Origin of the sequence: Pseudorhizobium xiangyangii (assembly GCF_020531965.1) — a bacterium.
Lineage (GTDB): Bacteria > Pseudomonadota > Alphaproteobacteria > Rhizobiales > Rhizobiaceae > Neorhizobium > Neorhizobium xiangyangii.
Genome location: NZ_JAJAWH010000012.1, coordinates 1 through 13,001, shown reverse-complemented (window position 1 = coordinate 13,001; position 13,001 = coordinate 1). Strand labels below are relative to the sequence as shown.

The following is a 13,001-nucleotide window of genomic DNA, read 5'->3' as shown; positions in this document are numbered from 1 at the left end:
CCTCGTCGGCGAAAGGGAGAGGAAGAAGCGAAATGACCGTTATTTTCGGTGTGATCCTGTGCGGCCTGTTGTCGGTCGCGTATGCCGCATGGGCGACGCGAAGCGTACTTGCCGCTGATCAGGGCAATGCCCGTATGCAGGAAATCGCAGGCTATATCCGTGAAGGGGCTCAGGCCTACTTGGCCCGCCAATACCTGACCATTGCCATTGTCGGTGTGGTGGTGACCATTCTGACCTGGCTTCTACTGTCCGGAACGGCGGCCATCGGCTTCATCATCGGTGCAGTGCTCTCGGGCTTGGCCGGCTTCATCGGCATGCACGTCTCCGTCCGCGCCAACGTGCGCACGGCACAGGCGGCTTCGCAGAGCCTGGCGGCAGGCCTCGACATCGCCTTCAAGTCCGGCGCGATTACCGGCATGCTGGTCGCTGGGCTCGCGCTTCTCGGCGTCTCCATCTACTACTGGATACTGACCGCGGCCCTTGGGCACGAAAGCGGTTCGCGCGACGTGATCGATTCGCTCGTTGCCCTCGGCTTTGGCGCCTCCCTGATTTCGATCTTCGCCCGTCTCGGCGGCGGTATCTTCACCAAGGGCGCCGATGTCGGCGGTGACCTTGTCGGCAAGGTGGAAGCCGGTATTCCGGAGGACGATCCTCGCAACCCGGCCACCATTGCCGACAACGTCGGAGACAATGTCGGCGATTGCGCCGGCATGGCGGCAGACCTTTTCGAAACCTATGCAGTCTCGGTCGTCGCGACGATGGTACTCGCTGCGATCTTCTTCGCCGGTGCGCCGGTGCTTGAAAGCGCGATGATCTATCCGCTGGCCATCTGCGGCGTCTGCATCATCACCTCCATCATCGGCACCTTCTTCGTCAAGCTTGGCGCAAACGGCTCGATCATGGGTGCTCTCTACAAGGGCCTGATCGTCACCGGCCTTCTGTCGATCATAGGTCTGGCAGCAGCAACCTCGCTGACTGTGGGCTGGGGCACGATCGGCACGGTGGCCGGCCAGGAGATCACCGGCGGTAACCTGTTCATCTGCGGCATTCTCGGGCTCGTGGTAACCGCGCTGATCGTGGTCATCACCGAATATTACACGGGCACCAACAAGCGTCCGGTCAATTCTATCGCCCAGGCCTCGGTTACGGGGCATGGCACGAACGTCATTCAGGGCCTTGCTGTTTCCCTGGAATCGACTGCCCTTCCGGCAATCGTCATCGTTGCCGGCATCATCGCCACCTACCAGTTCGGTGGCCTGTTCGGCACCGGCATCGCGGTTACCGCCATGCTTGGCCTCGCGGGCATGATCGTCGCACTCGACGCCTTCGGGCCGGTAACGGACAATGCCGGCGGTATCGCGGAAATGGCCGGCCTGCCGCCCGAGGTGCGCAAGTCCACCGATGCTCTGGATGCCGTCGGCAACACGACCAAGGCGGTGACCAAGGGCTATGCCATTGGTTCGGCCGGCCTCGGTGCACTCGTCCTGTTCGCAGCCTACGCGAACGACCTGCAGTACTTTGCCGCCAACCCTGCCCAGTACCCGTATTTTGAAGGCATCGGCGACATCTCCTTCAGCCTGTCCAATCCGTACGTCGTGGCCGGCCTGATCTTCGGCGGGCTCATTCCGTATCTGTTCGGCGGCATCGCGATGACCGCCGTAGGCAAGGCGGCCGGCTCGATCGTCGAGGAGGTCCGTCGTCAGTTCCGCGAGAAGCCCGGCATCATGGAAGGCACCGAACGGCCGGACTATGGCCGCGCCGTCGATATTCTGACCCGTGCCGCCATCCGCGAGATGATCATCCCCTCGCTCCTTCCGGTCCTGGCCCCAATCGTCGTCTACTTCGGTGTCCTTGCAATCTCCGGATCGAAGGCTTCTGCCTTTGCAGCACTGGGAGCATCGCTACTGGGCGTCATCGTCAACGGCCTGTTCGTGGCTATCTCGATGACATCGGGCGGCGGTGCCTGGGACAATGCCAAGAAGAGCTTTGAAGACGGCTTCGTCGACAAGGACGGCACACGGCACATGAAGGGCTCGGAGGCCCACAAGGCCTCGGTGACCGGCGATACCGTCGGCGATCCCTACAAGGATACGGCGGGTCCTGCCGTCAATCCGGCCATCAAGATCACCAACATCGTCGCCTTGCTGCTGCTGGCGGTGCTGGCAGGCTAAGCCACCAGGTAAACAAGAAAAAGGCCCGCGAGACATCGTCTCGCGGGCCTTTTCGTTTCGAACGTTCGCCGAGGTTTAGTTGGCGCCCATGTTCTGGAAAATGCTTCTTGCGGCATTGGCACCGCCTGCTCCGCCACCCGACAGCAACTGCTGAAGGAAGGTGAGGTCGCTGCCGCCGGTCGGCGTCGTGCGCGAAATCGTGTCGAAGACCTTGCCGTCCTGAAGCGTGTAGTGCGCCTTGCGCTCCACGACGCCGTCCTTGTCGAAGTAGATCGCAAGGACAGTCTGCTCGACCAGTCGCGGCTTCATGAAGGCCACCGGCCGCTCTCGCTTCTGGGAGATATAATAGAGAACCTCGGAATCGAAGGTTGCGGTGGTCGAAGGCGTGCCCATGGTCAGCAACACCTGCTCGCGGCTCGATCCGACCGGGATCAGCGCCAGCGATTCCTCGTCAAGCACGTAGCCGTTGTACATCGTTTGGCCGATGTCCATGGATGTGCAGCCAGTGATTGCGGTCGATGCGATGATGACCGCGACTGCGGTTCTGCTCAAGAACTTCATTTCAGACCTTAACACTCGCCTTTGAAAGGCTTCCCGAAACATTCGATTTGCGGCCTTCGCCGTCACCTGCAGTCCATATCATTGTGGCTATTCCGGGGAGAGGCGATCACCTTGCCTGGAAAACCACGCAGCCTGCGGCCGCTGATGAAGATATGCGCAACGACGTTGCAATTCGTGCCTGCTTCGGTAAACCAGCTTTCGCTTCCATGCAACACATGGAGAACAACTGCGAGAATTCTTATGGTCTTCGGCCTGTTCCGAAAGAAAAAACAAAACCAGCCGATTGTCGATCGCCAGTACGCCGCCTTGACATCGGCGGCGCGCGATCCTTTCTTCTATACCGATCTCGGCGTGCCTGACACAGTCATGGGGCGTTTCGAGATGTTGTCGATCGTCATGATCCTGTTCTTCCGCCGAACCGCCAAGTCGAATGTCAGCGGGCAGGAAATCGCGCAGGAAATCATCGATGCCTTTTTCCAGGACATCGATCATTCCATTCGCGAACTGGGGATCGGCGATCAAGGCGTGCCGAAGCGCATGAAGAAGCTTGCTGGCATGTTCTACGGACGTCTGGAAAGCTACGCCTTGGCTCTCGACGCTGTCGACCGCGAAACCCTGGCGCAGGGGCTGGCACGCAATATCCACCCCGAGACTGGCGATGCGCCGTCGATGCTGGGCCTTGCCGACTGGATGGTCGGTGCAGAAGCAGCGTTGTCTTCACTCTCCGAGGAAGACATTGCTCGAGGTTCGGCCATCATGCCGTCCCCAACGAAGTGAGGTTTCGATGAATCAAGAACATGGTAGAGGCGACACGCCTCCCTTTTCATATCCCGTTCGTGTCGGGCATGTGTCGGCCAACGCAGTCGCGGTCCACCTCGAGGCGAGCCCCACCGAACTGGTGGGGCTGGCAAAGCTCTGGGAAGTGGAGGTCGTTCGTTCGCTGAGCGCAGACTTGCAGATCGCCCGCTGGAAAAAGGATGGCGTGCGTGTCCGGGGACGGGTCGAGGCGGAGATCGTGCAGGCCTGCGTGGTGACGCTCGAGCCGGTGACGTCGAGGATCGACGAGACATTCGAGCAGCTGTTCGTGCCCGATGGCTCGAAGCTTGCACGCGTGGTGCTGAGCGAAACGGCGGAGATGGTGCTTGATCCGGAAGGTCCGGATCTGCCGGAAACATTCACCGGTGATACGATCGATGCCGGTGAGCTGGTCGCCGAAATGGCGGCACTTGCGATCGACCCCTATCCACGCGCCGAAAGCGCGGAATTTGCCGACCGCATTGAGAGCGATGATTCCACCGATGCCCCAAAGCCGTCACCTTTTGCGGTTCTGAAGGACTGGAAAAAGAAAGACTAGGATGGAAATCGCCGCGATTGGGTTGTAAGCACCGGCGGAACCATTATTTTGGCATCGATTTCGCCGACGGCGAGCATAAGGATCAACGACGCGTGATCAGAATTTCTCTTGATGTCATGGGGGGCGACTTCGGACCCGAAGTCACCATCGCCGGTGCAGCAAAGGCATTGGAACGGCATCCCGACGTCAGCTTTATTCTGTATGGCTTGAAGGCCGAGTGCGAGCCCATTCTCCAGAGATTTCCGAAACTGCGCGAGCGTTCGGTCTTTCACGACTGCGAACTTGCGGTCGGAATGGATGAAAAGCCGAGTGCTGCCCTGCGCCGGGGCCGTTACGTCTCGACGATGTGGCGCTCCATCGAAGCGGTAAAGCTGGGTGAGGCGGATGTCGCCGTATCGGCTGGCAACACCGGCGCGTTGATGGCGATGGCCAAGTTCTGCCTGCGCACCATGGCCCATATCGAGCGGCCCGCGATTGCAGCCATCTGGCCCACCCTCAAGGGCGAATCGATCGTTCTCGACGTCGGCGCGACTATCGGAGCGGATGCGCAGCAGTTGATGGATTTCGCCCTCATGGGCGGTGCCATGGCGCGTGCTCTCTTCGACGCGGAGCGGCCGACTGTCGGCCTCCTCAATGTCGGCGTCGAGGAGGTGAAGGGCCAGGAGGACGTCAAGGAAGCGGGTCGCCTGATCCGCGAGGCCAATCTGGGAACGATCCACTATCACGGCTTCGTCGAAGGCGACGATATCGGCAAGGGCACGGTTGACGTGGTCGTTACCGAAGGCTTCACCGGCAATATTGCACTGAAGGCCGCCGAGGGAACCGCCCGTCAGATGGCCCAGCTTCTGCGTGAAGCGATGTCGCGGACGCTCCTCGCCAAGATCGGCTATCTCTTTGCCAAGAGCGCTTTCGATCGCCTGCGCGAGAAGATGGACCCACGCAAGGTGAATGGCGGTGTATTTCTCGGGCTGAACGGGATTGTCATCAAGAGCCATGGTAGCACCGATGCCGAGGGTTTCGCAGCGGCGATCGATGTCGGCTATGACATGGCCCACAACGGGCTGACAGAAAAGATCGCCGAAGATTTGAGAATTTATCATGCCCGACGTCAGCCGCCTGCTGACCCAGAGGCGGCATGACGACAGGATGTGATTAGCATGATCCGTTCAGTGGTTCGCGGTTACGGGGCAGCGCTCCCCAAGCGCGCGGTAGCCAACCGCGAGTTGGAAGGCATTGTCGAGACGTCGGACGAGTGGATCGTCCAGCGGACCGGCATTCGACAGCGCTACATTGCCGGCGAGGGCGAGACGACGGCGTCGCTTGGTGAAGAGGCTGCACGCGCTGCTCTCGCGAAGGCAGGCCTGACGCCGGACGACATCGACATGGTGCTGGTCGCCACCTCGACACCGGACAACACCTTTCCCGCCACTGCGGTCAACATCCAGAACCGGCTTGGCATGAAGCATGGCTTCGCCTTCGACATGCAGGCGGTCTGTTCCGGCTTCGTCTTCGCTATGGCAACGGCGGACATGTATATTCGCGGCGGCATGGCCAAGCGCGTTCTGGTCATCGGCGCAGAGACCTTCTCCCGCATCCTCGACTGGAAGGACCGCACCACCTGCGTGCTGTTCGGCGATGGCGCAGGCGCACTCATACTGGAGGCGGCTGAGGGCGAGGGGACTGTTTCCGATCGCGGCGTGCTGACGGCGCATCTGCGTTCCGACGGCTCCCACAAGGAAAAGCTCTATGTGGACGGCGGACCCTCGACCACCGGTACGGTCGGCCATCTTCGCATGGAAGGCCGCGAGGTCTTCAAGCATGCGGTGGGCATGATCACCGACGTGATCGAGGCAGCGTTCGATGCCACCGGCACGACGGCCGACGATCTCGACTGGCTGGTGCCCCACCAGGCCAACCGTCGCATCATCGACGGTTCCGCCAAAAAGCTGGGAATCCCGACCGAGAAGGTGGTGGTCACCGTCGATCTCCATGGCAACACGTCGGCAGCTTCCATTCCGCTGGCCCTGTCCGTGGCGCTGGACGACGGCCGCATCAAGAAGGGGGACCTTGTGATGCTGGAAGCCATGGGCGGCGGTTTCACCTGGGGTGCTCTTCTGGTTCGCTGGTAGTCTGATACCGCAGATAGCGCCGGATTGTTTCAGGACAGGCTCGGAAGCTGCTGATTTTACAGTAGAGCTTGACCCTGACGCTCAACCAAAATAATCTTGCCCCAGCTTTCAGAACATCAGTTAACTGGGCGGGGATCATGGCCGGAAAGACAGTGACACGGGCAGATCTGGCGGAATCGGTATTTCGCAAGGTCGGGCTTTCACGAACCGAGTCTGCCGAGCTGGTGGAAACGATCATCGACGAGATCTGCAACGCCATCGTTCGCGGGGAAATGGTGAAGCTTTCTTCCTTCGCCACATTCCAGGTTCGCGCCAAGAACGAGCGTATCGGACGAAATCCGAAGACGGGCGAGGAGGTGCCGATCTCCCCGCGTCGTGTCATGACCTTCAAGGCCTCGAACGTGCTCAAGCAGCGTATTCTTCGTGCTCACAACACGCGAAAGCTGAAGCAGAAGCCCGCCGCGCCGGCAGCCTGATGCATTTGCCTGTGTAATTCCTGCGTGCATACTTGAATTTCCACCTTTAAAGCGCTGAAATATTCACGATTCGTGATGTTCCCTGTGGCAAGCGGCAGCTCGCTCGCGAGCGCCGTCCTTGCATCTTGGAGACTGACGTGGACAAAAGCCCCGACGCTTTCCGCACCATCAGCGAGGTCGCCGAAGACCTGGACCTGCCGCAGCATGTGCTGCGGTTCTGGGAGACACGCTTCCCGCAGATAAAGCCGATGAAGCGAGGGGGCGGACGCCGCTACTATCGCCCCGATGACGTCGACCTGCTGAAGGGCATAAGGCACCTCCTTTACGATCACGGTTATACCATCAAGGGCGTACAGAAGCTTCTGAAGACGAACGGCAACAAGTTTGTCGCCGCTATCGCGTCCGGTGATCTCGCCACGATGGACGCGATCATGGCGGCCAGCAGCGAGAAGCAGGCGGAACCCAAGGTCGCTCATGCCGAGGACGATCAGATCGTCGGGCGGCCGAAGACCAAGCCGAGCGGCCGTTTCTTCGGCTTCGGCTCCAGTGGCGATGACGATGGATCGGAAGTTTCCGTGGGCAAGGGCAGCGTCGGCAAGGAGGATCGCGCCTTGCTGCAGGAAGCGTTGTTCGATCTTCTGGAATGCAAGCGCCTGCTGGATCAGGTCCGCTAACCGATCACCTCACAATAACGTCAGCTCCATGTTCACCTCTCGTTCAGGCGGGAGGCTCGACTATGAGCGCAGCAAGGGACGCGAGAACAGGTGAGGAAGCATGAATAGACTCGCAATTATTCTTATATCACTGGTCACAGCCATTTCGGGCGTTGCGCCTGCGCAGGCATTCCCCTCGGTCGTGGCTCCCAAGGTTCAGACCCAGATGCCTGACGTGCAGCAGGTGCGGGACGGTCATCCACGCTGGAGCCGTCATGACAACCGCCATTGGCGCGGTGGTCGCGACCGTGACTGGCGCGGGGATCGAGGCCGTCATTGGCGTGATGACCGGCGCTATAGCCATCGCCGCCACTACCGCCACCGCAACAACAACGCGGGCGCGATCATCGGCGGTCTGGCCGCAGGTGCCATCATCGGCGGCGCGATCGCCTCACAGCAGCCTCGCTACTATCGCGGCGGCGGCGGCAACGATCACGTGAACTGGTGCTACTCGCAGTACCGTTCCTATCGGGCATTCGACAACACGTTCCAGCCCTACAACGGGCCACGTCGCCAGTGCTATTCTCCCTTTTGATAGGGAGATCCATCCAAAGGCCGGGTTCGCCCGGCCTTTTTTGTGCCCACACGCCAATTGCAGGCGCGTGTCAACGGATTTACAATTCGATTAGAATTTAATGTAAAACTTCGTAAACAAAGTCTTTGTAGACTGGGAACCTGTGGGGCAGACGCATCGTTCATGCGGTGCGCAAATGGAGGCTCGGGTTATGATCTTGAAGATTTTCGGTTCCTATTTCACTAGCGACAACCAGCTTGCGACCGGCACCTATCCAGATGGCCTGTACCCGGTTCTTGCCGCGAAGGAACTGGCCAACGAGCGCGACAGGAATTTCCGCGAGTCCTACGCCCGAGACTATTCGCTGGCCCGCACGATGGATCACCAGCCGCCCGGCTTTGCCTGAACTTCACTTAATCTTGCTTTCCGGCGGGCAGGCGCACGGACGCCGCCCGATCCCCGTTTGCGAACCCGGCACCTGAACAACGCAGGATGACGGCATTTCGTTTGTTCGCTTGGCAGCTGCCGCTCAGTCCTGCCCGCCTGTCACGTTCCCCAAGTAAAACTGCGTATAGAATCGATGTGCCACTAAGACGGGTGGGATCGAAGGCGGATCAGTGGATGTCGTTGGAGGTCCAGTTCGCGAAACGGAGAATCGTTCTCTGCCTGCATGCACGGCCGCACGGCAATGGGTGACAGAAGCGCGGCGGCGCGGGGGTGCGGGAATTGCTCGTCCTTGCGAGGGAAGCTGGCCTGGACGGCCTTCGCGTTGCGTAACATGCGCGCCTGTGGTGGGTCGATAGCAGACGGGTATGCAACCGGCGTCCTTGTCTTGGATGCGGCGTTCAGCACCCTCCGAAGGATGAAAAATGCGCCATTTGCGCGCTTCAGGACGGCAGCATCCGCGATGGGAGAATCGATGACCTCCGCCAGGCTGTCCAGAACCCGTGCGGCAGCCGCCGTCAGAGCCGGGTTCTCCGAGCGAGAATCGATATAGCGGGCCAGATCAAACTTGCGCCGATAGCTTCGAGCCACAGACGCCAAAGCGATCCAATCTTCTAATGGCTCATTCATCGAGCTCGCCTCCATGATCGTTTCATACGATCGATGCCGCTTACTAGCAAAGTCACCCCGTTCAACGTGGCCTGTTACACGCCGTGGTAAACCTGACATTGACTATGTTTTTTTGCGTGGCCTCGGCGCGGTGTGCAAACCGCGTCGATATCTGGAAGGGCAGTGCAGCATGCCGCAGGGATTTCGCATGACCTTTCCCACCAACGCTGCCTCTTTCCGCCCGCTGAGGATCCTTTTTGCGAACCATGCCGTTTTTTCCCTTGCACCTGAACGGCCGAAAGACTAGGGAAATCATGCTCATTGAGCAGGTCGGGGCGTAGCGCAGCCCGGTAGCGCACTTGACTGGGGGAACGATCCCCTCAAGCCTAATTTCTCTTTCCTTCCATAGTCTTGGCTTCCTCGTCGGTCCCGTTGGTGGGATTTCTGGTGGGACTTGATGTCGCCTCTAGCGCCGCTCTCAGGTCGTCATCCTGCGCGTGGGCATACTTGGTCGTCGTAGCGATATCAGCATGGCCGAGAAGCCGCTGCGCAACGCGCAGGTTAGACTTCCGCAGGACACGGGTCGCTGCGGTGTGGCGCGTATCATGGAAGCGAAAATTCGAAACGCCGGCAGCCGGAACCGCTCTCCGCATCGCACTCTTCAATCCGCTCTCCGTCAGGGGGTAGCGCTTCCCACGGGACAGCTTCAGCTTTTTGTTGGCCCTGGCTGCTTCGAAGGTGAAGACCCTGACGGGATGGTTGTCCTTCTGTGCCCACAGTAAATCGAAGGTCTCTTGTGACATGGGGATCGTCCGCGAGTGGCCACCTTTTCCCGTAACAGTGAAGCGGCGCGAGAAGAAATCTACGTGCTGCCATTCGAGGCCAAGGATTTCCATGCGCCTGCAGCCGTTGAGAAAAGCAAAGCGAACGGCGTCCTCGTAGCCACGACCAAGCGCATTCATAATTGCGCTTTCCTCCTCGACTGAGGCCTCGCGGACGCGCTCTTTTTGCTCCTTCAGCAGGTGCTTTCCGAATGTGATGTCACCGACAGAAACCTTCCAGACGTTCTTGGCTCTCAGGATGATCTCTCGAAGTGGCTGGGTGCAGGACCGGTTGACGGTCGCGGAACTCACAAGGTTTCCTTCGTGGAACTTTCCGTCCTTATGCTTCCGGCGCACGCGTTCACCGCGCCGCCTTGCGACTAGGCGCGCAACTGTGGCGTCGTCGATATCGCGAAGATCCGTTCCGGCGCCAACATTCTGCCGCAGCCATTCCAAAACCTTCAGCGTGGTCTCAAAGTTCTTATGATGCTGGCCGACCTCGTGATACCAGCGCAGGGCGGCGATTTCGAATGTCATCGTGTCTGCCTGAAGTGCAGATTCGGCGGCAACTGTTGCTTTGGCTATCTGCCGCTGGTTGTCTTCGAAGCTTTTTGCGTCTCGCTTTTTCGTTGCGCCAGTATCGCCAGAAAATCGACGGTGCCCGACGACGAAATCGTACGAGTAGGTTTCTTTACCGCTACGTTTGTAGACCGACATATTGTCTTAGCCTGTTTCTCTTTGAACTCGTCGATGTCCTGCTGGGCATACCGTCGGGCCGCTCTCTTCTTGCCTCGGCCCACGTTAATCCAGCGCAGAAGGCCATCATCGGTCAAGTCCCTGAGCTGTCGTTCCGAAATTCGAAGCTGACCGGCGGCCTCTGCAGGGGTGAGGAGATCGTGTTCGCTCATCGGTTCCTCCTCAGCCATGCTTTGAAATCGCCGCGAAGTTTCAGCCAACGGTCGGCTGCGGCGGGGTCTTCGTTAAGTTCGCCCAGTGACTGCACGGCAAGGATCGAGCGAACTCGCGTTTTGATGCGCTCGCTGTTGGATGGGTCCTGCAGGCCGTGGTGCTCCATCAGGTAGTCTGAAAACCGTCGGTCGCCTCTGCACTTCATCGCCACCTCGGCGGCGAAATCCTTCTTGTCCTCATCTGGCTTCAGTTTGCGAATCTCGGCGAATGCCGCCTCAAGGAGCAGGAGGGTTGCGGTCAGAAGCCGTGGCGCCGCCGCCATAAGGCGGCGATCGTCGTAGCTGCACTCTGGCATGATCGTTGCGATTGGCACGATTTCGCCGGTCAGGGTGTCGCGAATACATATCTCCGGGCGCTTTTCATCGACGTTGTAGGACTCTGTCCAGTCGCTGATCAGGCCGGCGATCTCCTTCGCCTGCGGGTACAGGGCCTTGGCCTCGACCAGGTTCATGCTACCTCCGGCCACTGGCGAATTTGGAGATCCGCGGGGATCGGTTGTTTCCGCGTCATCTGCTTCATGAAGAATGCTCGGCCGAGCGATCGGCTCTGGTCGCGCAGGTACCGGAAGTCATCGGGATCGGTCGGGCGTGCCTTGTGCGGTCCCTGGTCGGTTTCTCCGCCGGTGATGATCCAGTCCGGTGCGTAATTGTCGAGAATAGTGCGGCCTAACAGGGGCTCAAAACTACCGAACGTGAAAAGGGGCTCGAGCGACTGCTTGACCTCCCAGAGCTTCATGCGGTCGCGGTCGTATTCCTGCTGGTTGGCGATCGTGGCGCCGATCGCGGCGTTGCGTGGGAGCATCCGATGGCCGCGGGAGGGATCGGTCATCTTCATGACGTTCCCGATACGCTTAGTCAGCAGGAGCCAGATAAGGTTCGGTGTCGCCTCGATCAGGTCCATAAGATCGTCGCGCCAGCGGTCATCGACCTCATTGTCGAAGACGTCGGCAAGTGATGCGCAGAATACGAAAGGACGGCGACCGGAGGCTGCTGCTTCCCTGTTCCATGTAATTGGCTTGCGCCAGTTCGCTTTCCCGGTGCGCTGACGATCCTCGCCGGGTCCCCACTGGACGCGACGGTATCTGTTGGCCATCAGGTTCTCAGCATAGCAGCCGTCGCACGCCGGTGAGACTTTTGTGCAGCCGATCCAAGGGTTAAAGGTGTGGTCGGTCCACTCAATCTTGCTGTTCTCAGCCATGATCTGTGCGCTCCGATTTCGTTTCGGTCGCGGGGTAAACTTCACCACGCTCGATTGCCTCAGCCAGCTCCTTGATCTTGTAGAATAGCTTGTAGGTCTCGCCGCTCGTCCAGAGGATGTTGACACAGGCAGTGTGCCAAGCGTTCGTGGAGGCCGTTGTCGGTGAGGGTGATGGGTCAGGGTATGCGCAACCATCATCACAGGTATATCCGTCGCAGTCCCGGCACGGCACATTGGTGGCGGGAGCGGTGTAGAGCTTCGGAGCATCCCGGCATTCGCCAACGTCTACACCCTCGCCGTCCCGGCAATCGTCGCAGAGCCAACGCCCATCGGGGGTGACGTTGATACGGCCCCGATCGTTGCCGCATGCCTCCGCGTTGTTCTCGGCGCATATCTCGCAGACGTATAGGATCTTTGGATAGTCAATCTGCTCCCCCGCCGCATGCTGCACGGGAGGTGTGGCGAAGACCGGGAAAGCTCGCGGATCGTCCTTGTCACTGATCCACATTGCGCCCCATGGCACCTGCCGAACTGGAGCCTCCTCGCCGTGACGAAGGTACGCTACCGGCTCCACATGCAAATCTGGAGTGGGTGGCGCTTCGATTGCGGCAGCAATGGCAACTTGCCAGCCGGCCTTTAGCTGGAACTGTCGATCGAGCGCCATGGGAACCATCTCGTCGTCATTGTCGCGGACGGCTAGCAGCGCGCCTTTGTCCATCATCTGGCGAACAATGTCGTCGGCGACCGCCAACGCTCGCTGGTCAATGTCAGCCGCCTGCACATTCGTCTGGGGCGGTGGGGTTCGGCACATTGAACAGATCGCCCGACCATTTTTGATTTGCCACCCATCCAGCCTTGCGAAGCGTCTGCACTCGGCAACGGTGGTTGGCTCCCGCATGGCCCACTCATCCCCTTCTGGCGAAGAGAAACGCTTCTTCGCGTAGGCTTCCCTGTCATGTTCCGGGTGATCGCAGTTCAGCGAATACACCAGCACTTTCCCGAAAAGTTCAGCCATTGCCGCCCTCCACATTCGGTTGGGGTGA

The 13,001-nt window shown here is 59.7% G+C and carries 16 protein-coding genes; 9 read left to right on the top strand and 7 right to left on the bottom strand.

What is annotated here, in order from left to right; genetic code table 11:
• Positions 1 to 32 precede the first annotated feature (32 nt).
• Positions 33 to 2,171 carry a sodium-translocating pyrophosphatase gene (locus LH464_RS12410; protein ID WP_226786705.1) on the top strand — a complete coding sequence of 713 codons (2,139 nt, stop codon included), beginning with the start codon at positions 33 to 35 and terminating at the stop codon, positions 2,169 to 2,171.
• A gap of 75 nt (positions 2,172 to 2,246) precedes the next feature.
• Here the strand turns inward: LH464_RS12410 and LH464_RS12405 are convergent, their stop codons facing one another.
• Positions 2,247 to 2,732 carry an outer membrane protein assembly factor BamE gene (locus tag LH464_RS12405; RefSeq protein WP_226786704.1) on the bottom strand — a complete coding sequence of 162 codons (486 nt, stop codon included), beginning with the start codon at positions 2,730 to 2,732 and terminating at the stop codon, positions 2,247 to 2,249.
• Between the two features lie 240 nt (positions 2,733 to 2,972).
• On the opposite strand from LH464_RS12405, the gene LH464_RS12400 reads away from it, so the two are divergent.
• The 8 genes from LH464_RS12400 to LH464_RS12365 all read left to right on the top strand — a co-directional run bounded on the left by LH464_RS12400 (position 2,973) and on the right by LH464_RS12365 (position 8,324).
• A complete protein-coding gene (locus LH464_RS12400) occupies positions 2,973 to 3,509 on the top strand; it encodes a ubiquinol-cytochrome C chaperone family protein (RefSeq protein WP_226786703.1) in 537 nt (178 codons plus the stop codon).
• A gap of 7 nt (positions 3,510 to 3,516) precedes the next feature.
• Positions 3,517 to 4,086 carry a YceD family protein gene (locus tag LH464_RS12395; RefSeq protein ID WP_226786702.1) on the top strand — a complete coding sequence of 190 codons (570 nt, stop codon included), beginning with the start codon at positions 3,517 to 3,519 and terminating at the stop codon, positions 4,084 to 4,086.
• A gap of 92 nt (positions 4,087 to 4,178) precedes the next feature.
• Positions 4,179 to 5,225 (top strand): phosphate acyltransferase PlsX, encoded by a 1,047-nt coding sequence (gene plsX, locus LH464_RS12390; RefSeq protein ID WP_226786701.1) that lies wholly within the window; start codon positions 4,179 to 4,181, stop codon positions 5,223 to 5,225.
• 18 nt (positions 5,226 to 5,243) lie between these two features.
• Entirely contained in the window at positions 5,244 to 6,215 is a 972-nt protein-coding gene (locus LH464_RS12385) for a beta-ketoacyl-ACP synthase III (protein WP_226786700.1), read from the top strand.
• Positions 6,216 to 6,352: 137 nt separating this feature from the next.
• A complete protein-coding gene (locus LH464_RS12380) occupies positions 6,353 to 6,691 on the top strand; it encodes an integration host factor subunit alpha (RefSeq protein WP_226786699.1) in 339 nt (112 codons plus the stop codon).
• A 137-nt stretch (positions 6,692 to 6,828) separates the two neighbouring features.
• Positions 6,829 to 7,365 carry a MerR family transcriptional regulator gene (locus LH464_RS12375; RefSeq protein WP_226786698.1) on the top strand — a complete coding sequence of 179 codons (537 nt, stop codon included), beginning with the start codon at positions 6,829 to 6,831 and terminating at the stop codon, positions 7,363 to 7,365.
• 100 nt (positions 7,366 to 7,465) lie between these two features.
• Positions 7,466 to 7,939, top strand: a complete 474-nt coding sequence (locus LH464_RS12370) for a BA14K family protein (protein ID WP_226786697.1) — start codon at positions 7,466 to 7,468, stop codon at positions 7,937 to 7,939.
• A gap of 190 nt (positions 7,940 to 8,129) precedes the next feature.
• Entirely contained in the window at positions 8,130 to 8,324 is a 195-nt protein-coding gene (locus LH464_RS12365) for a hypothetical protein (RefSeq protein WP_226786696.1), read from the top strand.
• A 182-nt stretch (positions 8,325 to 8,506) separates the two neighbouring features.
• Here LH464_RS12365 and LH464_RS12360 read toward each other — a convergent pair whose 3' ends face one another.
• From LH464_RS12360 to LH464_RS12335, 6 genes are all read right to left on the bottom strand, one after another.
• Positions 8,507 to 8,992 (bottom strand): hypothetical protein, encoded by a 486-nt coding sequence (locus LH464_RS12360; RefSeq protein ID WP_226786695.1) that lies wholly within the window; start codon positions 8,990 to 8,992, stop codon positions 8,507 to 8,509.
• 365 nt (positions 8,993 to 9,357) lie between these two features.
• On the bottom strand, positions 9,358 to 10,329 hold the full coding sequence (locus tag LH464_RS12355; RefSeq protein ID WP_226786694.1) for a tyrosine-type recombinase/integrase: 972 nt from the start codon (positions 10,327 to 10,329) through the stop codon (positions 9,358 to 9,360).
• Between the two features lie 44 nt (positions 10,330 to 10,373).
• Positions 10,374 to 10,700 (bottom strand): helix-turn-helix domain-containing protein, encoded by a 327-nt coding sequence (locus LH464_RS12350; RefSeq protein WP_226786693.1) that lies wholly within the window; start codon positions 10,698 to 10,700, stop codon positions 10,374 to 10,376.
• The gene (locus tag LH464_RS12345; protein ID WP_226786692.1) at positions 10,697 to 11,212 is read right to left on the bottom strand and encodes a hypothetical protein; all 516 of its coding nucleotides are present in this window, start codon (positions 11,210 to 11,212) and stop codon (positions 10,697 to 10,699) included. Before LH464_RS12345 ends, LH464_RS12350 begins: the two co-directional genes overlap by 4 nt.
• Complete coding sequence (locus LH464_RS12340; protein ID WP_226786691.1) at positions 11,209 to 11,958, bottom strand: DUF5131 family protein; 750 nt, start codon at positions 11,956 to 11,958, stop codon at positions 11,209 to 11,211. Before LH464_RS12340 ends, LH464_RS12345 begins: the two co-directional genes overlap by 4 nt.
• The gene (locus tag LH464_RS12335) at positions 11,951 to 12,973 is read right to left on the bottom strand and encodes a hypothetical protein (RefSeq protein WP_226786690.1); all 1,023 of its coding nucleotides are present in this window, start codon (positions 12,971 to 12,973) and stop codon (positions 11,951 to 11,953) included. Before LH464_RS12335 ends, LH464_RS12340 begins: the two co-directional genes overlap by 8 nt.
• Positions 12,974 to 13,001 lie beyond the last annotated feature (28 nt).

Bases quoted from the DNA above. Each gene is read 5' to 3' on its own strand.
- LH464_RS12410 (WP_226786705.1), top strand. From the start codon at position 33: ATGACCGTTATTTTCGGTGTGATCCTGTGCGGCCTGTTGTCGGTCGCG.
- LH464_RS12405 (WP_226786704.1), bottom strand. From the start codon at position 2,732: ATGAAGTTCTTGAGCAGAACCGCAGTCGCGGTCATCATCGCATCGACC.
- LH464_RS12400 (WP_226786703.1), top strand. From the start codon at position 2,973: ATGGTCTTCGGCCTGTTCCGAAAGAAAAAACAAAACCAGCCGATTGTC.
- LH464_RS12395 (WP_226786702.1), top strand. From the start codon at position 3,517: ATGAATCAAGAACATGGTAGAGGCGACACGCCTCCCTTTTCATATCCC.
- LH464_RS12385 (WP_226786700.1), top strand. From the start codon at position 5,244: ATGATCCGTTCAGTGGTTCGCGGTTACGGGGCAGCGCTCCCCAAGCGC.
- LH464_RS12380 (WP_226786699.1), top strand. From the start codon at position 6,353: ATGGCCGGAAAGACAGTGACACGGGCAGATCTGGCGGAATCGGTATTT.
- LH464_RS12370 (WP_226786697.1), top strand. From the start codon at position 7,466: ATGAATAGACTCGCAATTATTCTTATATCACTGGTCACAGCCATTTCG.
- LH464_RS12365 (WP_226786696.1), top strand. From the start codon at position 8,130: ATGATCTTGAAGATTTTCGGTTCCTATTTCACTAGCGACAACCAGCTT.
- LH464_RS12360 (WP_226786695.1), bottom strand. From the start codon at position 8,992: ATGAATGAGCCATTAGAAGATTGGATCGCTTTGGCGTCTGTGGCTCGA.
- LH464_RS12355 (WP_226786694.1), bottom strand. From the start codon at position 10,329: ATGACATTCGAAATCGCCGCCCTGCGCTGGTATCACGAGGTCGGCCAG.
- LH464_RS12350 (WP_226786693.1), bottom strand. From the start codon at position 10,700: ATGAGCGAACACGATCTCCTCACCCCTGCAGAGGCCGCCGGTCAGCTT.
- LH464_RS12345 (WP_226786692.1), bottom strand. From the start codon at position 11,212: ATGAACCTGGTCGAGGCCAAGGCCCTGTACCCGCAGGCGAAGGAGATC.
- LH464_RS12340 (WP_226786691.1), bottom strand. From the start codon at position 11,958: ATGGCTGAGAACAGCAAGATTGAGTGGACCGACCACACCTTTAACCCT.
- LH464_RS12335 (WP_226786690.1), bottom strand. From the start codon at position 12,973: ATGGCTGAACTTTTCGGGAAAGTGCTGGTGTATTCGCTGAACTGCGAT.